Here is a 23,412-nt window from a genome sequence, read left to right as displayed (position 1 = left end):
GTGGGTCACTGCAGGGACCGGTCATCGGCCAATGCCCTCGTCGGCACCACCCGTATCGCGAGCGCAGTGCCGTCCGGGCGAAAGGAACTCGCACCCCAGTCGTCGATATCTTCTGGCTCGGGCCAGTCGTTCCGCCGTTCGTACGCCCGTCGGCGGTACTCCTCCACCTTGCCATCCGCGAGCAGATCATAGAGATCTGTGGCCATGCCAGAGAACGCTTCAACGCGCGTGCCGTTGATACGGAAGACCTGGTCCGTACCGACGTATCGCTCCTCCGCGAAACGGACTTCCGCGTCGTGGACACTGGCAGTCCCGGCGAAGGTCATTTCGCTGAAGTGCTTGCGGCCCTGCTCATCGATCAGATACTGGCCGACCGTGCCTCCGCCACCGGCCAGTGAGAGCTGCCCGGCGGCGTGGGCCCGGGCAATCACTTGGCCGAACCAGGAGAGCTGCTGTTCAGGGATCATAAAGGCGTTGTGCCGTTCCGCCCCGCGTGCCGTCGGGATGGCCACGGAGTCCACGTACGGTAGGGCGCGGCGCTCGATAGCCACATCGGCTGAACCCGCACCTGATCCCGGGCGTACCGGGAGCTCGACGTCCCCATCTGTGTGCAGGACGTGTACGGTCACACCGGCAGTCGCCAGGAACTCGGTCGAAGTCATGAGTGTGGGAGTTTCGTTCCACTGCCGCATATGTAGCCGCTCCACGCGCTCACTGCCACGAGCCAGTTGTCTGTATGTCGTGCGAGAGCTCGCGGAGGTCTTCGGCTTCACAGTTTGATGGTTGCCGTTCACGGTCACCACGAAGATCCGGGAAGCCTCCCCAGGACGCCATACCTCCAGCAGGAAGTCCGGCCGCGGTCTCGCACCGAGAGTCCCAGCCGGCTTGGTCCGCGCGAAGCCGGGAAGTAAAACGATTTCCGCGTCGACGATGCTGATCAGGCGGTCCGGATACCGTTCGCGAAGCGCCCGCTCTGCGACAGCGAGTCCAAACGCCCGGCCCAGCTCCCTTGCCTGCATAGCCCGATAGGACAGCTCGGGAGCCTTCCCTTCATCGGTGAGGTGCAGGCTTCCGTGCCGGTCGGCGGCAAAGGCCCGGCAGTATTTCAGGCCCTGCCAGTGCTCAGCCAGCCCCCTGCCTCGTCCTTGCCGGGCAAGGGTCGTAGCGCGCGCGAACGTCGCGAGCAGGTCCCACGGAGTCGTCCGTAGAGGGGCGCGCTCGGCGAGGGGGAGTTGACGCAAGTCCGGCTTGCGGGGGCCGTGACCTTCGTTCCTGGTCTTCTTCTTCGCTCGCTCACGGTCGACGGCAACTGCTGCTTTTCCCACTCCGGCGAAGAGCTCGGGTGATGAGTTCACCTGCACGGTCAGGAGGTCACCGAGTCGCCTGATCACGTCGAAGGCTGTGGAGTCCATGCATTGGCACAGTAAGAATTGCAGATATCGATGACAAGGGTGTAATTCAGGCCATGACAGTGCAGCTGTCCGTCTCCATTAAGAGCTGGACGGTGTACGTCGGGTCGTTGTCCTAAAACGTGTTGCACAAGGCCGTGTTCGGGCAGGTCAGGGTGTGTGATCGCGGCTCTCTGGTCATGATGCGAGGGCGAGGTTGTGCATGTAGGCGATGGCCTGGACCGCGTGGTGGAGACCGTCGCCGCGCTGTCGGCAGCCGCGGAGGATCTTGTAGTTCTTCATCCGGCCGATCACATGCTCCACCCGGGCACGCACCTTGCGGTGGGCGGCGTTATCGTCCTCCTCGTCCTTGAGCAGGGCCCGTCCGGGGCGTTTGCGGTGGGGCACCGACATCCCGCAGTGGAGATAGGCGCCGTCGCCGAGCAGAGTAACGCCCTCGCATCGCCTGGCCAGCCCGGAGACCCGCCAGGCATGCGCATCCGCAGTGGTGCCCGGGACCGGCCGGGAGGCGGCGATCACGAGGCGAGTGTCGGCGCCCACGATGACCTGTACGTTCGCCGAGAACCGGTAGTTGCGCGAGGACGAGCCGACGTGCCGGTCACGGACCGGGAGCAGGGTGCCGTCCACGATCCACAGCCGTTCCGCCGCCTCGGAGGGCCGGGAGACCGGCTCGAGGGAGAGCAGCGGACCGAGGCGTTGGATCACCCGGCACACCGTCGAGGAGGAGACGCCGAACAGCGGCGCCAGCTGCCGCATGGCCTGATTCGTGCGGTAGTACACCGCCACCACCAGCACCGGCTCGGCCAGCGGAAGATTTTACGGCCGACCCTGCAGCATACCGTTCCCGCCGCGGTCGCGGACCACTTTGAGTAACCGGCCGAACTGCTCCACCCGAAGCCCGGTGAACGTCTTCACCCACACTCGCTCGACCATCAACACTCCACCCATACACCGGAGATGCCCAGTTCACGGCCTTATGCAACACGCTTTAGCCGAACGCGCCGTTACGCTGGTGAGTGTCGGCCGAAGGTGCCATGAAAATGAAGGCCCGCCGCCGCGTGAAGCAATGACGGGCCTCGATCCCCCTGTGAGCCTGCGACCTATGCCCGGCCGGAGCGACTGAACCTCGGGTCCCGCTCGATCTCCTCCTCGTTCGGCCCCCACTCAGGACGGAAGTCGGGGTGTGTGGCGTATGCCGCAACAAGGTGACGGAGCGGGAACGTAGTCGCAGAGAGCGCAAACCTGGCGGGACCGTGAACCATGAAGTCGTCGTGCCCTGCGTGCTGCTGCATCCGCTCCAGGAATCGCAGCACACCTCGTTTGGCGGCGACGTCTGCGAGGACCCGGGCCTTCAACCCTGCGGTGTCCTCGACCGTGCCGGGCTTCACGGCCTGTGCCGCAGCTTCGTCCTCTTCAATGCGAGCTCGGAGGAAGTTCGTCAGGTCCGCGACTTCATCACTTTTCATTAGGTGGTTCCCCCTCGGTGTATAGCAGCTGAAGGAAGCATCATGCCGGACAGGGCTGCTTCTGCAACGTCATCCTGAGGGGAGACCGGTCACCGCGGCGGCACGGACCGCTCGAGACAAGACCTTGCCGACTCGAGGCGATCGGCTAGGAGCCTGTGGCTCCTGCTCCATTAGCGCGAAGGGCCCGCCATCGCGTGAAGACTCCCGTCCAAGCGTCTGTTGACCCCGAACCTATGCGGGTGCGCTGAGGTTGCCTTAACGGAGGTTGATGGATACGAACCGGGACAATCCGGAGCGACGGGTGCGGTTGAGTTTTCTGGGGTGAACGGGGGCAGGCGTACTTCCCGGCACATGAGACAGCGCCGAATTGTCGACAACAAGCTGGACGGGCACGTCGTCGAGGGCGGCCCGCTGCCAACAGTGCCCTTTTTCGTGGTGCTGGTGCAGTGCGGCCAGGTGAGGCACGTGCTGATCCTGGTGAGGGCCCTGGCGGCAGGCGGGTACCGCTCTACGTGTTCGTCTGGTTGTTCAGCAAGGACAACGATTGACGACTTCTGCGCCTGCCCTGGGATTCGGCTTGGGGGCTGCCCTTACTTCCTCCCAGCCCGCTCCTTCTTGGCATCGGTTCGCCCCTCCACCGCCACCCCCAACGGCCGGGCCAACCCCGAGACCCCCTCGTCCAAGCGCTGGAGATGCCGCAGCACCCGGTAGGTCACCGTGCCGGGGTTCGGGGCGCCTGAACCGTCTGACTCCAGGAGGGAGATGATGGTGGCGCCCGAGGACACCTTCGCGTCTGTCTTCTCGCCCCGTACATGTGCCGTGATGGTTTCGATGTTGTGGGCTATGCGGTGGCCCACGCGTTCCAGGCGGGGGTCGGCGGCGATGGTTTTGCTGTAGGGGAGGAGTTCGGCGGTGGCTGCCAGGGAGCGGGCGTGGTAGGCGCTGGTCTCCAGGAGGGCGACCACGTAGCGGACGGTTTGGCGGCGGACGCGCAGGGGGGTGATGGGGTGGGTCAGGGGGCGGGTGGAGGCGCGTAGGTCGTCGAGGGCGGTGTCGAGGTCGCGGGAGAGGCCGAGGAGGTCGGTGGCGGGGCCGCCGCTGAGCTGGTCGACGGAGGCGGCGACGACCTCGTCGAGTTTGGTCAGGACCGTGCCGAGGAGGTCGTCGGTGCGGCGGTCGGTGTGGACCGGCAGGACGAGGGCGGCGGCGATGATGCCGCAGGCGGCGCCGAGGGCGGTTTCCTCGATGCGCAGGATGAGGACGTCGAGGCTGTAGGTGTTCAGGAGGGTGTAGAGCAGGCCGAGCATCGCCGTGACGAAGAAGGACATCAGGGCGTAGGAGAGCGGCGCCGTGAAGAACATCGCGAAGACGAAGAGCAGGATCAGCGCGAACGCCGTCCAGGTGTGGTTGCCGACCAGGCCCGCGAGCGCGACACCGGCGATGACGCCGAGGACCGTACCGACCAGGCGGCGGTAGCCCTTGATGATGATCTCGCCGGTGGAGGCGGTGTTGAGGAAGACGACCCAGCAGGTCAGCACGGCCCAGTACCAGCGCTGGGCGGAGAGGAACTCGCCGCCGATGATGGCGAGCGTGGAGCCGACCGCGATCTGGAAGGCGGCCCGGGTGGTGGGCCGCCGCAGGCCGGTGCGGTCGTCCTCCTCGGGCTCCTCGACGCCGGCCAGCGCGACGTCCTCGGCGTCGAACTCCTCGCGGGAGCGGGTCGTGGCGGGGGTGTCGTCGGATTCGTCCTGGGGGCCGTCCAGCGCGAGCCGCAGGCCCAGGACGGAGCGGGCGGCCTCGCCGATGCCGCGGAACACGTCCTGGACGGCGATCGAGGCGCGCGGCAGGTTGTCCTCGTCGCGGTAGCCGAGCAGGCGGTTGCGTACGTGGGCGACGGCCGTGCCGGAGTGGTCGGAGGCGCCACGGGAGACCAGCATGTGCAGGGCGTTGAGGTCGCGGCGCAGGGTGACGGTCGCGGGGTCCTCGGCCGGCATCTCGTTCTTCGCCGCGGTGGGCAGCGGCGCCTGGGGCAGGTGCAGGGTCAGGGTGTCGGCGCGCTCGGCGGTGCGCGCGTTGAGCAGCAGGACGCCCAGCCGCTCGGTGGCGATCTCGGCGTCGGCGATGCGGCGCTGGAGCAGTGAGGCGGTGGCCTGGTCGCGGGTGCCGTCCTCCAGGCGGCCCTGGATCATCAGGGCCGACTCGTGCAGCCGGGCGGTGTGCCGCCGCAGGTCGTCGAGGACCTTGTCCAGCTGGTCGGGGCGGGCGTCGAGCAGTTCGATGTGGGTGGCCACCAGCTGGGCGACCCGGGCCCGGAAGGCGCCGCGCAGCCACCGCAGGATGCGCTGCGGCGTCTCGGGTACGACGGTGAAGCGGACGACGGCGCTGCACGCGAAGGCGATGACCAGGGTCAGGGCCAGGTGGGGCAGGGCGGACGCGGTGACGCCGACGAACAGGGAGACGAAGTAGGTCTGGAAGCCGATCAGGCCCAGGGCGGTGCCGCGGTCGCCGAAGCGGCGGCAGTAGACGGCGCCGAAGATGAGGGCGACGAAGAAGGCGTCGCCCGCGATGACCTGGCTGTGCAGCAGCGCGCCGAGGGAGACCGCGGCGAGCGCCACGGGCAGGCCGAGCGCCAGGGTGACCGCCTGGCCGCGTACCTGCTTCTCCTTGATCGCGAAGGTGGCGACCATCGCCGTCATGGCGCCCGCGACCAGGTGGGTGACATCGGTGCCGAGGACGGCGAGGACGACCAGGGTGAGCGCGATGGCCGCCACCGTCCGCAGTCCCGCCATCAGCCGCAGCAGTCCCGGGTCGGACGCCGCGAAGCGGTCCCACACACCGGTCAGGCCCCGTCGTATCACTGCCCCCACGCTTCCGTACTCTCCTGTCCGTGCCGTGAACTGCCAACGTCTCAGCATTGCATGGCCGGGAATTGCGCCGGCCGTGTCGGTCGGTGGCCGCCGGTGTTTGTAGCTGGGTTGTGACGGTCGTCGGAAATGGGTGCCGACCGTACGCCGGGATACGGTAAAGGCCCCCGCGAACGTAAGAGGAGAGGCTGATGAGCTCGTCCCCGGTCGCCGCCGAGGCGTTTTCGTGTTTTCTCGCGCAGTTGGAAGCCGACGGGCCCGGTACGGGCGGAGGCGGAGCGCGGAGCGCGCAGGGGGTGACCGCGCCGGAGTGGTTCGTGCCGGTGGCCGCCGCGCTGTTCGACGGGCAGCCCGTCGAGGCCGCGACGGACTGGGCGCGCCGGGTGTACGGGGAGGTCGAGCGCTTGGAGGGGCGGATTCCGTTCGGCGTGGTGCACGACTGGCACCTGCGGACGGCGCTGCCGATGCTGGTGGCGGCGAGCGCCCGGCGGGGCGGTACGGGCGCGGAGCTGGAAACCGTACGCGCCTTGCACGAGCGGGCCGCGGCGGGGGACCCGGGTACGGAAAGCGAGTGGGCCGCGGCGCTGGAACCGGCGCTGCGAGAGGTTTACCGGCTCGCTTATGCCTATGCCGACGCCTTCGCCACGGCGACGGCCAATGCCCGTGCTTATGCGGCGGCCAATGATTACGGCGAGGAGAAGACCGAGGAGTTCGCCGCGTATTACGCGAAGCTCAACACCGGTGCCAATGCGCGGTCGTTCGCCGACGCCCACGCCCTGGCGAATTCCCGGGCGGTGGCGGCGGCGTACGCGAACGGGGACGCGCGGGCCTATGCCGAGGCGTACCCGGGCGCGTACGTCCATGCCTACGCGCTGGCCGAGGCCAACCGGGAGGTGGCAGACGGCCAGGAGGACGAGCGGTGCCGTGCGGCGTACGGGCGGCTCGCCGAGGGGCTGGCGGAGAGCCTGGAGAGGGCGGCGGCCGCCGCCTGAGCCGTAACGGTTCTCCCCACCGGCCGCCGCCCCGGACACCCACGACCCGGAGCGGCAGCCGATCGCGTCACGCCTGAGGCCGCTGCCCCTTGATCGCGACGCGGCGGCCGTACCGTGTCTGCGGGTAGTAGTCCCACGTCGCGTGGTGCTGGAGGCAGCGGTTGTCCCAGAAAACGAGCGTGTTGGGGGCCCAGCGCACCCGGCAGTTCAGCAGCGGCGTGCGGGCGATGTGGTCGAAGAGCATGTCGAGCACGGCCCTGCTCTCGCCGCGGGTGAGCTGCGGGATGTGCGAGGTGTAGGCGCCGTTGACGAACAGCAGCTTGCGGCCGGTCTCGGGGTGGCGGGCCACGACGGGGTGCTCGTTGACGGGGACGACGTAGTCGGCCGGCGGGGTCTGGCCCTGCCAGGGGAGGATGCCGTCGTGGACGGCGGTGAGGCCGTCCAGGAACGTCCGCATGGCCGGGGACAGCAGCTCGTACGCCAGGTGCATGTTGGCGAAGAGGGTGTCGCCGCCGCTGCCGCCCTCCGGCGGGCGGATGATGTGCAGCATCGAGCCGAGCGAGGGCTCGGCGTCGGCGGTGCCGTCGGCGTGCCAGCCGTTGCCCGCCACGGCGCGCGACTCCTTGGTGGTGCTCAGTTCCAGTACGTACGGGTCGGAGCCCTCGGCCGGGGCCGCCACCGGGTGCAGCTCGCCGAAGTGGCCCGCCAGCCGCTTGTGGTCCTCGGGCGTCAGCTCCTGGTCGCGGAAGACCAGGACGTGGTGGGCGAGGAAGGCGCGCCGCAGCTCGTCCACCTGGCCGGGGGTCAGCTCCTTCGACAGGTCGAGGCCGGTGATCTCGGCGCCGGTCAGCGGGGTGATGGGGTCGACCGCGATGGTGTCGTAGACCTCGGGCTCGCGGGTCGTGACGCGCTCGATGGCGTCCAGTGCGTACTGCTCCATTGCGCCCCTCCTGGGGTGGTACGGGGTAGACGGGGTGGGTCGGGGGAACGGGCGGTCACAGGCCCCGGGCCAGCAGGTCGGCCAGGATGAGCCGGCCGAAGGCCAGGTTGCCGTGGATCACGTCGTTGGGTTCGCAGAGTTCGGGCCGCTGGAGGCCGGTCCCGTCGGTGACGCGCTCGCGCAGGTCCACGACCTCGACGCCGAGCGCGGTGACCGCACGGCGTACGACGTCCTGCGCCGCCATGAATACGTCCGGGGATGACAGGCCCGGTACGCGCTGCGGCGGCATCGCCGCCAGCACGCGCAGGCCCAGTTCGCGCGCGTGGGCGTAGAAGGCGAGCGCGTCGCGGACCGTGGCGCGTACCAGATCCTCGAACAGGGGGCTCTCCAGGAAGCCCGGGGCGAAGCCGCCGCCGCGCACCCGGTAGATGCGCCAGTTCTCGGTCGTGGCGATGAAGTGGGCGCTGAAGCCGAAGGTGCACACCAACGGGACGGTCAGCTCCCCGAGCCCGGCGATGCCCAGCTCGTCCAGGAACCGGCGGTAGTGCGCGTCCGCCTCGGCCTTGCGGAAGACCACGTCGGTGCCGCGCGTGTCGAAGAACTCCGCGTTGAAGTCGCGTCCGGCGCCGATCGGGCCACCGCTGAACGGGATGCCGGCCGCCTTCGCCGCCCGCCCCACGGGCCCGGCATGCGAGTCGCCGAGCAGCAGGAACCGGGCGGCGGAGGCGGGCGCCGACGCGTCCGCGTCCGTCTCAGCCCTGGTTGTAGTAGTCGAGTACGGCGTCGTCACACCAGAAGTCCTCTCCGGTCGGTGCGGGCTGGGCGGGGGCGGCGGGCCGCGGCGCGGCCGGTGCCTGGGCGAGCGCGTCGAAGAACTGGCGCATGACGAAGGCGACGCCCTCCGGCGTGACGGTGCGCAGGTTCGGCTCGAAGAAGCCGGCCTTGAACGGGAAGCCGGTGACGATCTCGTACGCGGGGAAGTAGTCGACGTCCTCGTGTTCCTGGGCCAGCTGCCCGGCCACGGCGCGCAGCACGGACTTCGAATACGTGGTTGCGGTCAGGGCGTGGCTGCCGGTGGCAGTCGCGGTCAGCGGTACCGGGGAGACGGTGAGCAGTACACGCAGCCCCGGGTTGACGGTGCGGGCCAGCGCGATGGCGTGCGTCAGGTCGCGGCGGACCTCGTCGAAGGTGAAGTTGTGGAACGCGTACCGTCCGTCGTCGAAGGTGCCGCGCACCGTGCCGGGGCAGACCGGCTGCACGGTGCCGTCGCGGCGGTCCACCCACGCCTCGGTCAGGCCCAGCGTGAACACGAAGCAGTCCGCCTCGGCGACGGCGCCGCGCACCGCCGCCAGGGTGGCTTCGCGGGCGGCCCGTACCGCGTCCGCCGAAGGGTGCCCTTCGGGGTCGACGGCTGGGCGGAACGGGTCGTACCAGCGGCCGTCCTCGGTCCACACCTCGTCGGGCGGTGTGGTCTCGCCGTGGGCCCAGGAGAGCCACTGCCGCAGCATCGCGGCGGTGTAGATGTTGCCGGTACGGAACGAGAACACGCCGTAGTGGCGGGCCCGGCGCGCCTCCTCGGTCAGTCCCGGCGGGGCCGGTTCGGCGTCCCGCCAGTTCATGCTGCGTTCGAGCAGGGCGCGGCCGATGTGGCGGGCGAAGCAGGAGCCCGCGGTCAGGACCACGTCGTCCTGGCCGATGGCGAACTTCGGGGTCCACAGCCCGCCGATGTCCGCCGGGTCCGGCTCGGCCACGGCGGTGCGCCAGAAGGAGCGCGGCGGGAGGGACTGGTACGGGTTCTCGGTCGGCATGGTGGTGGCCTCGGCTCGGGGGACGGGTGGTCGGTGGGCGGGCGGGTACGGGGCGTTCCCCTCGGTCAGATACGGCATCAGCGGCGCTCCGGATCGGTCGGTACGGCGGCGTCCACCGCGTCCGCGTCCGATGCGCCTGTATCCACCGCGTCCGCCACGGCCTGCACATACGGAGGCCGGACGATGCCGTAGTGCGTGGTGTCCACGCTCTGCCAGCCGCGCAGGCCCGGCAGCCGGTCCCGCCACTTGCGCTGCTGCGCCTCCGGCGTGCCCAGGTCCGGCAGCCCCTCCACCGGCCGGTTCGCCAGCCACAGGTGGGTGGGCGTGCCGGTCAGCCGGGGTACGTCGTGCCGGGCCATGCCGGCGATGTTGGCCCGGCAGCAGCGCGCCAGCCGCTCGGCGTACGCCTGCGCCTCCCGGCTCGCCGGCGCGCCCGTGCCGCCCTGCCCCAGCTCGTGCGCGAAGACCGCTTCGAGCTGGGTCTCGTCGTACGCCTTGAAGTGCGGCGCGGCGTCCGGCGGCGGCGGGTCGAGCAGGTGGAGCGCGGCGGCGGGACGGCCTGCCGCCTCCGCTTCGGCCGCCATCGCCTGCGCCACCCACGCGCCGAAGGACCAGCCGGCCAGTTGCCGGTGCCATCCGGTGTGCGGGAAACGCGCTTCGAGGGCGGCGTGGTAGCGCCGGGCCCGCTCGGTCAGGGACCAGGCCGGCAGGTCGGGGAAGCGCAGCGCGGGGTCGGCGATCAGGCAGACGGTGAAGCGCGGGTCGAGGGCCGACACCAGCGCGCGGTACGCCTGGATGTCGCCGCCGACCGGGTGGACCAGGCACAGCAGGTCGTGCCCGGTGCCCTGCTGCCAGACCTCCAGCGTCACCGGATCGTCGGCGGCACTGGTGGCGGCCCGGGCCGCGCCGGACGGTTCCGCCCCCGCCTTGACCAGGACCTCGTTCAGGCTGACCTGATGGCTGAGCTGGGACAGCTCCAGGTCGACGCCGAAGTGCTCCGCCACCTTGCCGATCAGATCGAGCATGGTCAGCGAGTCGGCGCCCTGGTCGTAGAGCGAGGCGTCCGGGTCCAGCTCGTCCAGGCCCAGCCAGCGGCCGAGCCAGTCGGTGAGTTCGGCGGACGCGGAGGCTGTGGCCGAGGCGGTTGCGGTGCCGGGGGTGACGGGCGACACGGAGGCGTCGGCCGGAGCCGCATAGAACGCGCGGGCCTCCTCGATGGGCGTCGTGGAGACCAGCAGCTGCGGGAGTTGCAGCTCCAGTGCCCGCGCGAAGAGCTGCCGGCCCTCCTTCACCGCCAGGCCGACCGCGAGGTGGGCCTGATGGCGGGCGTCCGTCCGCAGGGCGTCGCGCGCCATGCCGACCTCGCTCCAGATGTCCCAGTCGATGCCGATCCGCAGGGTCGCTTCGGCCTCGCCGGCCCGGTGCCGGGCGAAGCCGTCCAGCAGGCCGTTGGCGGCGGCGTAGTCGAACTGGCCGATGCCGCCGAACTGCGCCGCCATCGAGGAGCAGTACGCGGCGAAGGCCGGCCGGTGCCGCTCGATCAGCCGCTCGGCCAGGAGGGCGCCGTGCAGCTTGGCGGCCGTGGCCTGGCGCATCGCCGGGGCGTCCCGCCGCGTGACGAGGCCGCCGGCCGCCGTGCCCGCCGCGTGCACGACACCGTCGATCCGGTGGGCCACGGCCTCGATGCGCGTGAGGACGGTCTCGGTCGGCGTCTCGGCGAGGTCCGCCTCGACCAGCTCGACGCGGTCGGCCCACGCCGTCAGCTCGGCGGGCACGCGTGGCTGCCGGGACAGCAGGATCACCCGGCAGTCGGACCGCTCCAGCAGCCAGGCCGCGATGCTGCTGCCGATGCCGCCGGTACCGCCGAGGATCAGGTACGTACCCGCCTCGTCCGGCAGCACGGAAGGCAGCGCGGAAGACGGCGCCGTCGCGGGGGTGGGCACCGGCAGCAGCGCCTGCTGCCACCAGTACCCCTGCCGCAGCGCCAGCCGCCGAGGCAGCGTGCCGGAGTTGTCGACGTGGCCCGGCAGTGCCGCCAACTGATGTGCACAGTCGGCGAGTTCACGGCTCGGCAGGTCCAGCCAGCGGCCGTCGACGGCGCACTCCTGCGGAGCCACCTCGCAGACCCCCGCCAGCAGGCCCAGCTCCGGCCGCAGTACGGGCCCTTCGACCGGCTGCGCACCGTACGACAGCCACCACGGCCGCACCTTCTCCGCGAGCGGCGTTCCGGCAACGGCTTGCAGCAGGGCAGCGGGCGTGTCGAGACAGGCCCAGCGGGCGCGCGTCAGCGCGTCCTCGTCCACCGGGCCATCGACCGCCAGCGGCAGAGCGTGCAGCCAGTCGATGACGGTCTCACCCGGGTCGCCCAGCGCGTCGAGCAACTGCCGCAGCGAGGCCGGGTCGGCCGGGTCCACCTCGTACACGTCGTCCGCCGGCCGGGCGTACGCGTCGGCCGCACCGACCCGCACCACCCGGGACCAGCCCGCCTCGAAGAGACGCAGCGACTCGGGAGGCAGCGGTTCGGCCGTCATGACGACCAGCAGGCCGCCGGGCGTCCGCGACGCGGGGGCCGGGACGGCACGGCTCAGCCGGACCCAGTGCGGCTGATGCAGCCAGTCGGTCTCCGGCAGCCGCTGGGGAAGCGCCTCTGTGGCGGCCTGGTTTGCGGGGCCGTCCGTCTCCGGCGTGGCGCGCTGGAAGTCGTACGTGGACAGCTCGAACGCCGGGGGCGGGAAGTCCCACGGGGCCTGCGCCGGACCGGCGGGCCAGCGGACCGTCCGTCCGGTCAGCCAGGCGTCGGCCAGTTCCTCGGGGGAGTGGCCGTCGGACGACAGCGGTTCCTCGGTGCCGTCCGCGTCGGCCGGTGCCGGGGCGGCGTCCGGTATCCGCTCGGCCTCCGCGACCGTACGCAGCCACGTCACCGCGCTCGCCGCGTCGGCGCAGACCGCCGCGGCCCGCCGTCGGTGGGCCGGGCGGCCCGCCTGGAGGTGGCGCAGCACCTGCCCGTACGCCTCGGGCCGGGCCTGGAGGTAGTCGGCGATGCGCGCGGCGTCGGCGCGCAGCCCGGCCGCACTGCTGCTGGACAGCGGCAGGCAGGGCACCTCGGACACGGACTCCTCCGCCCGCTCGCCCGCCTCCAGGACGAGGTGGGCGTTGGTGCCGCCGATGCCGAAGCTGCTCACCGCCGCCACCCGGGGCCGCCCGGCGGGCCACGGGCGCGCCTCGGTCGGAATGGTGAACGGCGCCGCGTCGGTGCCGATCTGCGGGTTCAGGCGGTGGAAGCCGACATTGGGCGGGATGACGCCGTGGTGGACCGCGAGGGCGGCCCGTACCAGGCCGACCACGCCAGCGGCGGCGCCCAGGTGCCCGATTTGGCTCTTCACCGAGGCCAGCGCGCAGTGGCCGTCCCCGTCCGGCCCGTCCAGGCCGAACGCCTGGCGCAGCGCGCCGACCTCGACCGGGTCGCCGAGCGCGGTGCCGGTGCCGTGGGCCTCGACGTAGCCGAGGTCGGCGCCGGTACGGCCGCTGCGGCGCAGCGCGGTGCGGATCACCTCGCGCTGCCCGGCCAGTGAGGGCGCGCTGTAACTGAGCTTGGCGGAGCCGTCGTTGTTCAGCGCCGAGCCGGTGATCACCGCGTACACGGTGTCGCCGTCCCGCCGCGCCAGCCGCAGCGGCTTGAGCACGACCACACCGACGCCGCTGGCGCCGATGGTGCCGTCGGCGTCGTCGCTGAACGGCCGGCAGTGGCCGTCCTTGGAGAAGATGTGCTGCGGCCGGTAGCGGTAGCCGTCGGTGAGCAGGGTGTCGACCAGTACGCCGCCGGCGAGCATCACCTCGGCGTCGCCCTGGCGCAGCAGACCGGCCGCGACATGCACCGCCACCAGCGAACTGGCGCAGGCCGCCTGCACGGTGAAGGCCGGGCCCGACAGATCGAGGTGGTAGGCGACCTTGGTGGCGAGGAAGTCCTTGTCGTGGTGGAGCGCCATCTGGAAGCCGTCCGGCAGATACGCCGGGTCGGCCTCGCGCAGTACGGACTGGTAGTACGTGTTCTCGCCGCAGCCCGCGACCAGCCCGACGCGCTGCCCGGCCGGATCGGTGACACCGGCGTGGGCCAGCGCCTGTACCGCGCTCATCAGCAGGTGGCGCTGTTGTGGGTCCATCAGCCGGGCCTCCTGGCGGCTGATGCCGAAGTGGTCCGGGTCGAAGTCCAGCAGGCCGGACATCTGGCTGCGGGCGCCCACCAGGCCGTCGGGGGCGTCGAAGTGCTCGATGCCGCGCCCGCCGGTCCGCACCAGGTCCCAGAAAGCGCCGAGGTCGTCCGCGCCGGGCAGCCGCACGGCCATGCCGACGACGGCGACCGGCTCGTCGGCCGGGCGGGACGCCGGTGCGTCCTGGTGTGCCGCCGCCTCCGGCGCCGGTGAGCCGGTCAGGAACCGTGCCAGCCGCCGGACGGTGACGTGCTCGAACAGGTCGGGAATGCCGAACGACAGGTCCGGCTCGGCGGTGCAGCGCAAGTGGAAGCGCATCAGGTCGAGGCTGGTGGCGCCCGCGTCGAAGAACCGCTCGTCGGGGCCGACGGGCCTGCCGACCACCGCCTCGAACAGCTCCGTGAGCCGGGCCTCGACCGGCGACAGGGCCGCTGCCGTGGTGGCGGTACGCGGACGCAGCTCCTCGCCCGGCGCGGTCAGCGCCCGGCGCCGGTCCAGCTTGCCGCTCGGGGTGAGCGGGAGGGAAGCGAGCCGCCGGAAGCGGTCGATCCGTACGTACGGAGGCAGCAGCGGCGCCAGGTGCGCGGCCAGGTCCTCCGGTGCCGGGGACTCGCCGCGGCACTCCAGACAGGCCGTCAGCCGGCCGCCGTCGCGCACCACGACCGCGTTGACCACGCCCGGATGCTGGAGCAGCGCCGCCTCGACCTGTCCCAGCTCCAGCCGGTGGCCGCTCAGCTTCACCTGCTGGTCGTCGCGGCCGAGGTAGTGCAGCAGGCCGTCCCGGTCGAAGCGGGCCAGGTCGCCGCTGCGGTAGAAGGTGCCCAGGCCGGGCAGCTCCACGAAGCGGGACGCGTTGAGCGCCGGGTCGCCGAGGTAGCAGGGCGCGGCCATCGGGCCGCCGATCAGCAGCCGTCCGGGGCAGCCGGGCGGTACGGGCGCGTCGGCCTCGTCCACGACGTGCAGCCACGCGTTGGCGACGGGCCTGCCGATGGCCGGGCGCTCCGGCCAGTGCGCCGGGTCGCCCTCCAGGCAGAGGCTGCTGACGACATGCGTCTCGGTCGGCCCGTAGTGGTTGAACAGGCGCGCGCCGGGCAGCCCGGCGAACCAGCGGCGTATCGCGTCCGTACACAGCAACTGCTCGCCAGCGGTGACCACTTCGCGCAGCCGGGACGGGAAGCGGCCCAGCCGGACGCCGTGCTCGGCCAGCAGGTGCAGGGCCACGTACGGCATGAAGATCCGCTCGACGCCGGCCGTTTCCAGCTGCTCCAGCAGGGCCGGTGCGTCCTGCCGCCAGCCGGGCCGTACGAGGTGCAGACGGCCGCCGCCGCACAGCGTGCCGAAGATCTCCTGGAAGGAGACGTCGAAGGACAGCATGGAGAACTGCTGTGTGACGGCGCCGCCCGCCAGGCCACCGGCGTCGGCCTGCCAGTGCAGCAGGTTGCACAGCGTACGGTCGGGCACCTGCACGCCCTTGGGCGTACCGGTGGAGCCGGAGGTGAACAGCGTGTAGAGCGGACGTCGTCCGTCGTGGGCGGGCTCGTCGTACGCGGGCACGTCCGGGGCGGTGTCCGGCAGGGTGACCGGGTGGCGCGGCAGGTCCGCCGGGGCGATCGCGTCGATCGCCGCCGTGCCGTCCGGAGGCACCAGGACGCACAGCGGGCGCACCTGGTCGAGGATCTGCCGCAGCAGCTTCGGCGGGTACGACGGGTCGAGCGGCACGATGGTGAGGTTGAGCCGGGCCAGCGCCAGCAGCGCCACCACGTGCTCGGCGGAGGGCTCGAAGTGCAGCGCGACACAGCGCGGACGGTCTTCGTCCTCCGGCGGGGCGGGGTACGCCGCCCGTAGCTCGTCGGCCAACGCGGCGGCGTGCGCGCCGAGTTCGGCGTAGGTCAGGGTGCGGCCGTCGGCGACCAGCGCGGGAGCGTCGGGCGTCCGCTGCGCCTGGCGGGCGAAGCCCTCGGCCACCGTGGTGAACGCCGGGGGAGTCGTGGCGCCCCGGCCGGGCTCGGGCAGGCCGTCGCGGTACGGGCCCACCAGCTCGGCCAGCGTGGCCGTACCGCCGTCGGCCAGCTCGTCCAGCCCCTGCCGGAACAGGGCGGCCATAGCCTCCGCCTCGGCGTCGTCGAAGTGCTCGGCGGCGTACTCCCACAGGCAGTCGAAACCCGCGTCGTGCTCGACCACGGACAGCGTCAGCGGGCACTTGGCCTCGGCCGGCACCGGCCACTCGGGGCGGGAGGCGCAGCCGGGCAGTGCCAGCGTGCCGAAATCGGTGTTCTCCAGGACGAAGAGAAAGTCGAACGGCGAGCCGTCCGTACGGTGCTCCTGGTCGGCCAGGGCATCGGCCAGCGCCACGTCCTGCCGGTCCAGCACCTCCTGTACGGCGGCGCCTTGCCGTAGCAGCTGCGCGCGCAACTGCTCGCGCGGCGCCAGGTCCAGCGGCAGCAGCACGGTGTTGGCGAACATGCCGACACTGTTCTCGAAGGGCTGCACCGGCCGGTTGGCCACCGGCCCGGCGATACGCGGCCGCGAGCGCCCGGTCACGCCGTACAGGCTCCAGGCGAACACGCCCAGCAGCAGTTGGAAGCGGGTGAGGCCCAGGTCGGCGCAGAGCCGGTCGAGCGCGGCGCGGCGGCCCGGGCCGAGCGGGGCACGCAGCAGCCGGCCGTTGGTACGGGGCCGGGGGCGGACGGGCTCCAATGGGGCCGGCGCCTCTTCCGAGGTGCCCAAGTAGCCGCGCAGCTCGGCGCGTTGAGCCTGGTAGGCGTCGGTCGCGAACCACTCGGTCTGCCAGCCCGCGTAGTCCAGCGGCGTCGGTGCCACCGCGGGCTCCGCCGCCTCCGTGCCGCTCAGCGCGGCCGCGTAATCGGCCGAGAGCTCGCGGAAGAGGACGTTGAGCGACCACCCGTCGACCGCGATGTGGTGCAGGTGCAGCAGCAGAACGCCGCCGCCCGGCCGCGGGAGGAGCGTCGCTTGCAGCAGACGCGGGCGGGCGAGGTCGAAGGGGGCGGCGAAGAGGCGGTGGGCGGCGGGGCACCAGTCGGGCTCGTCGGCCGTCGGGGCATCCGGTCCGGTCGGCGCAGCGGCCTCGGTCTCCGTCAGCGACTCCGGTGCGACCCACGGGTCGTACGCCTCGCCGACCACCTGCCGCAGCCCCTCCGGCGTGGCCTCGAAGGCCGTACGCAGCGCGGGATGGCGCGCCACCAGTCGGCGCAGCGCCTCCCGCAGCGCGGCGGTGTCCACCGCGCCGTCCAGCCGGAACGCCATCGGGACGTTGTACGCGCAGGACCGCGGGTCGCGCTGTTGCAGGAGCCAGAGCCGCTGCTGCTCCGAGGTGGCGGGGGCGGAGCGGGCGCCCGAGGGGGCGGAGGGCTCCGGGTACGGCGAGGCGGCCCCGTCGCGAGCCTCCGCGACCGCGGCGGCGAGCTGCGCGAAATCGCCCTGGAGCACCGCTGCCTGGGGCAGTTCGCAGCTCCAGCGCCGCCGGACCTCGAAGCGCAGTCGCAGTGCCTTGAGCGAGTCGCCGCCGTTGGCGATCCAGCGGTCGCCCAGCCGCAGGCCCGGTACGCCCAGCACCTCGCCCGCCAGCTCCAGCACCGTGCGCTGCCAGGGCGTGGCCGCCGCGTCCTCCACCGTCTCCGGGCGCTGCCAGGGGCGGTCGTCGCGACCCAGCAGTGCCGTCGCGTCGACCTTGCCGTTGGCGTTGAGCGGCAGTTCGTCCACCAGGTACACGTGGTGCGGGCGCATGTACGCCGGGAGGCCGTCCGCCAGGTGCCGGTCGAAGGCGTCGAACGACAGCTCGTCGCCGAGCACCAGATAGGCCAGCAGTTCATTGACGCCGTGCGCGTCACGGCGGGTGCACACATACGCCTGGCGCACCGCCGGGTGGGCCTCGATCTGCCGCTCCAGCTCGCCCGGCTCGATGCGGAAGCCCCGCACCTTGACCTGCCGGTCGGCGCGCCCGACGTAGCTGATCAGGCCGTCGGCGCCGCGGCGCACCAGATCGCCGGTGCGGTAGAAGCGGCGCTCGCCGCCGTCGTGCCAGGGGAGCCGTACGAAGCGGTGCGCGGTCTCGTCGGGCAGGTTGCGGTAGCCCGCCGCCAGCGCCTCGCCCGCCAGGTACAGCTCGGCGGTCTCGCCGGGCTCGGCGGGTCCGGCGCCGTCGTCGGCCACCACCAGGGCTTCGGTGCCCGGCAGCGTCCGCCCGATGGGCACCACGTCACCGTCGAAGTCGCGGGGCACGGGGTGGCAGAGGGCGAAGGTGGTGGCCTCGGTGGGGCCGTAGATGTTGTGCAGCCGCGCCGGGCTCGTGGGATTGTCGCGGTACCAGCGGCGCAGCAGCGGCGCGTTCAGCTGCTCGCCGCCGATCAGCACCTGGCCGACACCGGAGAAGCAGCCGGGCACCTTGTCGGCGACCGCGTTGAACAGTGCCGTGGTGATGAACAGCGTATCGATGTGCTCGCGCCGCAGCGCCTCGGTGAGCAGGTGCGGCGTCTGCACCTCCTCGTCGCCGAAGATCACGCAGCAGCCGCCGGTGAGCAGCGGCACCCACACCTCGAAGCTCAGCGCGTCGAAGGCGGGGTTGGACAGGCAGGCGTAGCGCGCGCCCGCGTCGAGGCTGATCCACCCCGGGCGCGCGAGCCGCAGGATTCCGGCGTCCCGCACCTCGACGCCCTTGGGGCGGCCGGTGGTGCCCGACGTGTAGAAGATGAAGGAGGCGGGCGGGGTGGCGGGCAGCGGCAGCGGGGTACCGCTGCCGTCGGCGAGCAGTTCGGCCACCGGCAGGGCCCGTACGCCGTCCGGCAGCCCGTCGGGCGCCGTACCGCCGTGGAGCACCGTGCCGCTCGCGGAGTCGGTCAGGATGTGGCGCCGCCGCTCGGGCGGGCTCAGCCGGTCGAGCGGGACCACCACGGCGCCCAGCCGCAGGATGCCGAGCATCGCGCAGACCAGCTGCCACGAGCGCGGCAGGCAGACCGCCACCGCCTGGCCGGGCCGTACGCCGTGCCGGTGCAGGGACCGTGCGACGGCGGCGCTGGCGGTGTCGAGTTCCGCGTAGTCCAGCCGCCGGTCGCCGTCCACGACCGCGAGGGCGCCGGGGGTGCGGCGGGCCTGGGCGAGGACGCTTTCGGCCAGGCAGGGGGAGGCGGGGAAGGTCGGTTCGGGTTCCATCATCACTCCTGCGCCTGTGCTGACTCGGCTTCCGGCCCGGTGGGCAGCGACGGGCTGCCGGGCGGCGGGGGAGCGGCTCCCAAGCGGGCCAGCTCTGCTTCGATCAGTGCGGCCACCCGCAGCACTTCGGCGCTCTCCAGCATTTCCCAGTGGTCGCAGTACGCCGGTTCCACCACGAAGTCGCCCTTCGCGCGCCGCTGCCAGAAGTCCCGCACGTCCTGCCGGAACGGGGTGTCGGCGCCGTCCTCGACGGCCTGGACGAGGACCGTGCGGGCCGCCGAGGGCGGTGCCGGGTAGGCGCCCGCGGTCCGCCGGTTGTGGTTGTAGATGTGGAAGTACTGGTCGATCTGCTCGTCGTCGATGCCCGGGTACATGCCGTTGAACTTGACGAGCTTGTCGCGGAATTCGGCCATGTCCACCGGCGCCGTCGCGGCCGGGTCCACGGGCCCGTCCGAGCCCTGGGTGTCGAGCAGCACCACGCTGACGTCCGTACGGCCGGACTCCGCCAGGCGGCGCCCCATCTCGTGGGCGACCAGCCCGCCGTACGACAGGCCGGTGAGCACCACGGGCCCGTCGAGCAGCGGTGCCACCAGCGCCAGATACGCCTCGGCCATGGCCTCGACCGTCGGCAGGAACGTTTCGCCGGGGTTCACGCCGGGCGACTGGATGCCGTGGACGCCGAAGGACTCGGGCAGCGCCTTGGCCAGCGACAGGTAGCAGAAGGCGGTGCCGCCCGCCGGGTGGACGCAGATCACCCGCCGCCGGCCGTCGCCCGCGCGGAACTCGATCAGATTGCTGTCCGGCCGGTCCGGCGCGCCCCGGCGCAGCCGCCCGCCCAGCGCCTCGATCGTCGGGTGCAGCATGATCTCGCGCACCGGCAGCGTCTCGCCGAACTCCTCGCGGACCGCGTGCGCCAGCTTGATGGCGGAGATCGAGGTGCCGCCGATGTCGAAGAAGTTGTCGCTGATGCCGATCTCGGACCGGACCAGCACCCGCTGCCATATCCGGTACAGCGCCAGCTCGACGTGGTCGCGCGGGCTGGCCTGGTTGACCTGGACGGGGGCGTCGGCCCGCGCCCGTTCCAGCAGCGCGGCGCGGTCCGGCTTGCCGTTGGGGGTGCGCGGCAGCCGCGGCAGCTCCACGAACAGCGCCGGGATCATGTAGCCGGGCAGCCTGCGCGCCAGCATGGTGCGCCATGCGTCGGGCTGCCGCGCCTCGGCGTCGCCCCGGCCCAGGAAGGCCACCAAGCGCGCTTCCCCCGCCGCGTCCCGGTCGGCCAGTACGACCGCCTCGCGCACGGCGGGCCCCTCCAGCAGCGCCGCCTCGATCTCGCCCAGTTCGATACGGAAGCCGCGCAGCTTGACCTGGTGGTCGCGGCGGCCGACGTACTCGGCGTCGCCGCCGGGCAGCCGACGGGCCAGGTCGCCGGTGCGGTACATCCGCTCGCCGGGTGCGAACGGGTCCGGTACGAAGCGCTCGGCCGTCAGGCCGGGGCGGCCGACGTAGCCACGGGCCAGGCCCGCGCCGCCGATGTAGATCTCGCCGGTCACACCGGGCGGCACCGGACGCAGGCGCTCGTCCAGCAGCCGGACCCGGGTGCCGTCCAGGGGGCGGCCGACCGGGCACTGCCGGGACAGCGGGCGGGGTTCGGTGTAGCCGGTGCTGAAGACCGTGGTTTCGGAGGGACCGTAACCGTTGAGCAGGCGCAGCTCGGGCAGGAACTCCCGCATACGGTGCAGGGCCTGCTCCGGTACGGGTTCCACACCCGTCAGCAGGCGGCGCAGCGCGAGACCGGCCAGCCGCTCGGCGGGCGCCTCATCGATCCACTTGATGAAGGCGGGCGGCAGGAACGCCTGCGCGATGCGGTGGGTGCGCATCCAGTCCAGCAACGCGTCCGGGTCGGCGCGCAGTTCCCCGGGGACCGGGTGCAGCGCGCCGCCCGTGGTGAGCGGCAGCAGGATCTCGAACGCCGAGCAGTCGAAGCCGATGCCCGACCACCACGACGCGGCCTCGCCCGCTCCGTCGTCGAAGCGCGCCAGCCAGTGGTCGAAGAGGCCGGCAACGTTGCCATGGGTGACGCCGACGCCCTTGGGGCGGCCGGTGGAACCCGAGGTGAAGACCACGTACGCCAGGCGGTCGGGATGCGCGGCGATGCCGGGCGCGTCGTCCCGCTGCCCTTCCGCCTCGACGGCGGCCAGCGACTGCCGGCCGCCGGACGGTACGGGCGCGTCGCTCAGCACCAGCGCGGGCGCGGCGTCCTCCACCATGGCGGCCAGCCGTTCTGCGGGCAGTTCGGGGTCGAGCGGCAGATAGGCCGCCCCGGCCTTCAGGATGCCGAGGGCGCCCACGACCAGCGCCGTCGAGCGTCCGGAGTGCAGGCCGACCACCTCGTCCGGGCGCACTCCACGGGCCAGCAGGGCGTGGGCGAGCCGGTTGGCGCGCCGGTCCAGCGTCGCGTAGTCCAGCCGCTCGCCGTCGCACACCAGCGCTGTCCGGCCGGGCTGTTCGCGCACCCGGCTCTCGAAGCGGTCGATCACGCCCGACCACGCCGCCCGGCGCACCGTCCCGTCCCACTCCGTGACGAGCCGGTCCCGCTCCTCCTCGTCCAGCAGTGCGAGGGCGTCGGCGGCGGTGCCGGGGTCAGCGGCCATCTGCGTCAGGACGCGCCGGAGATAACGGCCGTACCGTTCCACGGTTTCCGCGTCGAACAAGGCCCGCGCGTAATCCAGGCTGCCGACAATACGGCCGTCCTCTTCCGCCAGCGACAAGGTCAGATCGAACTTCGCGACGTCGTACGGCGAATCCAGCGGCGTCACCTCGATATCCGGCAGCGACAGCTCGCCCTCCTCGCTGTTCTGCCAGGCGAACATGGTCTGGAACAGCGGGGTGTGCGCCGGACTGCGCGACGGATTGACGAGTTCCACCACCTGCTCCCACGGCAGGTCCTGGTTTTCCAGCGCGGCCAGGGCGACGCCGCGTACCCGCTTGAGGAGTTCGGCCACCGTCGGCCCGCCGGAAAGATCGATACGCAGTGCGAGCGTATTGACGAAGAAGCCGATCAAACCTTCCAGTTCGGAGCGCCGGCGATTGGCCACCGGCGTGCCGATCACCACATCGGCCTGGCCGGACAGCCGGGAGAGGACCAGTGCCCAGCCCGCCAGCAAGGTCATGAACAACGTACTGCCGTTGCGGCGGCTCGCGTTCTTCAGCGCCGCGGTCAATTCCGCGTCGAATTCCAGCGGAAGCTTTCCGCCGCGGTAGTCCTGCTCGGCCGGTCGCGGCCGGTCGGTGGGCAGTTCCAGCAGCTCCGGGGCGTCGGCCAGTACCTTCTTCCAGTGGTCGGCCTGCTTCGCCGGTACGCCGTCGGAAAGCCACTTCCGCTGCCAGGCCGCGTAATCGGCGTACTGCACCGGCAACGGAGGCAGCGGATTCGCCTCACCGGCGCGGAAAGCGGTGTAAAGGGCGGTGATCTCCCGCGTCAGCACGGTCATCGACCACCCGTCGGACGCGATGTGATGGGCGGTCAGCAGCAGTACGTGGTGGTCGGCCGCCAGCACCACCAGACGCCCGCGGACCAGCGGGCCCTCGGCCAGATCGAAGGGTGCGACCGCCTCCTCCCGCAGGAGTTCGGCGAGCCGCGCTTCGGCCGCGGACGCGTCACCGGCACCGCTCAGCTCGTGGACCTGCAAGGAAAATCCCACGTCAGCCGGGTCGATCTGCTGGTACGGGGTGCCCGCCACCGTGACCAGGCGGGTGCGCAGCACCTCGTGGCGGGCGACCAGGGCGTCCAGGGCACGGGTCAGCGCGTCCCGGTCCAGCGGTCCGCGCAGCCGGAACGCCTGCGGCATGTGGTACGCCTCGCCGGCGCCCCGCAGCTGCGCCAGGAACCACAGCCGCTGCTGCGCGTAGGACAGCTCCAGCGGCCCGGTGCGGCTCGGCAGCGGCTCGACAGCGGTCTGCTTCCGCGTCGTCCGGGGGTTATCGGAAGTCGAGGCGCGGAACGTTTGATTCGCCGGCAAAACTAGCTCTTCTTCTGTGCGAGGAGGTTTGTTCGTGCGGACAGCTGAACAGCTGCCGCCGCGGCCCGGCCCGAATACGGTGCGGTAAGGGGCCGTAATGAGGGTGGCGGGCGGACGCGTATTCGGACGCCGCGCAGGCCGCTGCGGGAAGTCGCGGGCTGAACTCATGGCGGTCGCATCCGCGGTGCGGAGAGGGCCGGGGAGTTCGCGCATGCGCGCCGGAACGGCTCGACGAGGGGCGGGAATGCGGGGTGGGGTGGTGTTTCGGCGCGGCGGTGAAGTACGGGCGGGGCCGTGGGACTTCCGCGGGGAAGTGCGGTCGGCCACCCCGGCAGGCCGGTTCCGGTCTGCCCGCCGCCTCAAGTGGCCATGATGCGCACTCGCTTTCCGGGCCACCGGTCGGGCGGCCCCGTGCACACGGACCCCGATTCGGGTGCCGTGCTGGACGCTTTGTGACCCCGAGATGATCGAACAGCGTTGCGGAGTGTGTCAATGGTCGTAAGTTCCGTGTTTGACCGGTCCGCCGGGGCGTTCCGCGGT

The 23,412-nt window shown here is 72.0% G+C and carries 9 protein-coding genes and 1 pseudogene; 1 reads left to right on the top strand and 9 read right to left on the bottom strand.

Annotation, left to right across the window (positions count from 1 at the left end):
- Positions 1-5: 5 nt before the first annotated feature.
- The 4 genes and pseudogenes from CP984_RS04280 to CP984_RS04265 all read right to left on the bottom strand — a co-directional run bounded on the left by CP984_RS04280 (position 6) and on the right by CP984_RS04265 (position 5,664).
- Positions 6-1,412: a hypothetical protein gene (locus CP984_RS04280; RefSeq protein ID WP_030179603.1), complete on the bottom strand. Its 1,407-nt coding sequence runs from the start codon at positions 1,410-1,412 to the stop codon at positions 6-8.
- Between the two features lie 174 nt (positions 1,413-1,586).
- A pseudogene (locus CP984_RS04275) lies at positions 1,587-2,357 on the bottom strand (transposase family protein).
- Positions 2,358-2,509: 152 nt separating this feature from the next.
- A complete protein-coding gene (locus CP984_RS42965; RefSeq protein WP_004571771.1) occupies positions 2,510-2,875 on the bottom strand; it encodes a DUF6221 family protein in 366 nt (121 codons plus the stop codon).
- Positions 2,876-3,465: 590 nt separating this feature from the next.
- The gene (locus CP984_RS04265; RefSeq protein WP_050498799.1) at positions 3,466-5,664 is read right to left on the bottom strand and encodes an FUSC family protein; all 2,199 of its coding nucleotides are present in this window, start codon (positions 5,662-5,664) and stop codon (positions 3,466-3,468) included.
- 266 nt (positions 5,665-5,930) lie between these two features.
- Here CP984_RS04265 and CP984_RS04260 point away from each other — a divergent pair, with 266 nt between their 5' ends.
- The gene (locus CP984_RS04260) at positions 5,931-6,731 is read left to right on the top strand and encodes a hypothetical protein (protein ID WP_004571773.1); all 801 of its coding nucleotides are present in this window, start codon (positions 5,931-5,933) and stop codon (positions 6,729-6,731) included.
- Between the two features lie 67 nt (positions 6,732-6,798).
- On the opposite strand, the gene CP984_RS04255 is transcribed toward CP984_RS04260, so the two are convergent.
- The 5 genes from CP984_RS04255 to CP984_RS04235 form a co-directional block, all read right to left on the bottom strand.
- Entirely contained in the window at positions 6,799-7,671 is an 873-nt protein-coding gene (locus CP984_RS04255) for a TauD/TfdA dioxygenase family protein (protein ID WP_004571774.1), read from the bottom strand.
- Between the two features lie 55 nt (positions 7,672-7,726).
- A complete protein-coding gene (locus CP984_RS04250; RefSeq protein ID WP_030179605.1) occupies positions 7,727-8,461 on the bottom strand; it encodes a hypothetical protein in 735 nt (244 codons plus the stop codon).
- Complete coding sequence (locus tag CP984_RS04245; RefSeq protein ID WP_030179607.1) at positions 8,424-9,479, bottom strand: GSCFA domain-containing protein; 1,056 nt, start codon at positions 9,477-9,479, stop codon at positions 8,424-8,426. The genes CP984_RS04250 and CP984_RS04245 overlap by 38 nt, the downstream gene beginning before the upstream one ends.
- Before the next feature lie 77 nt (positions 9,480-9,556).
- Positions 9,557-18,856 carry a non-ribosomal peptide synthetase gene (locus CP984_RS04240; protein WP_004571777.1) on the bottom strand — a complete coding sequence of 3,100 codons (9,300 nt, stop codon included), beginning with the start codon at positions 18,854-18,856 and terminating at the stop codon, positions 9,557-9,559.
- Entirely contained in the window at positions 18,856-22,872 is a 4,017-nt protein-coding gene (locus CP984_RS04235) for a non-ribosomal peptide synthetase (RefSeq protein WP_004571778.1), read from the bottom strand. The genes CP984_RS04240 and CP984_RS04235 overlap by 1 nt, the downstream gene beginning before the upstream one ends.
- Positions 22,873-23,412: the final 540 nt, after the last annotated feature.

The organism is Streptomyces rimosus (assembly GCF_008704655.1).
Taxonomy (GTDB): Bacteria; Actinomycetota; Actinomycetes; order Streptomycetales; family Streptomycetaceae; genus Streptomyces; species Streptomyces rimosus.
This window is presented reverse-complemented; position numbering and strand designations above follow the sequence as displayed.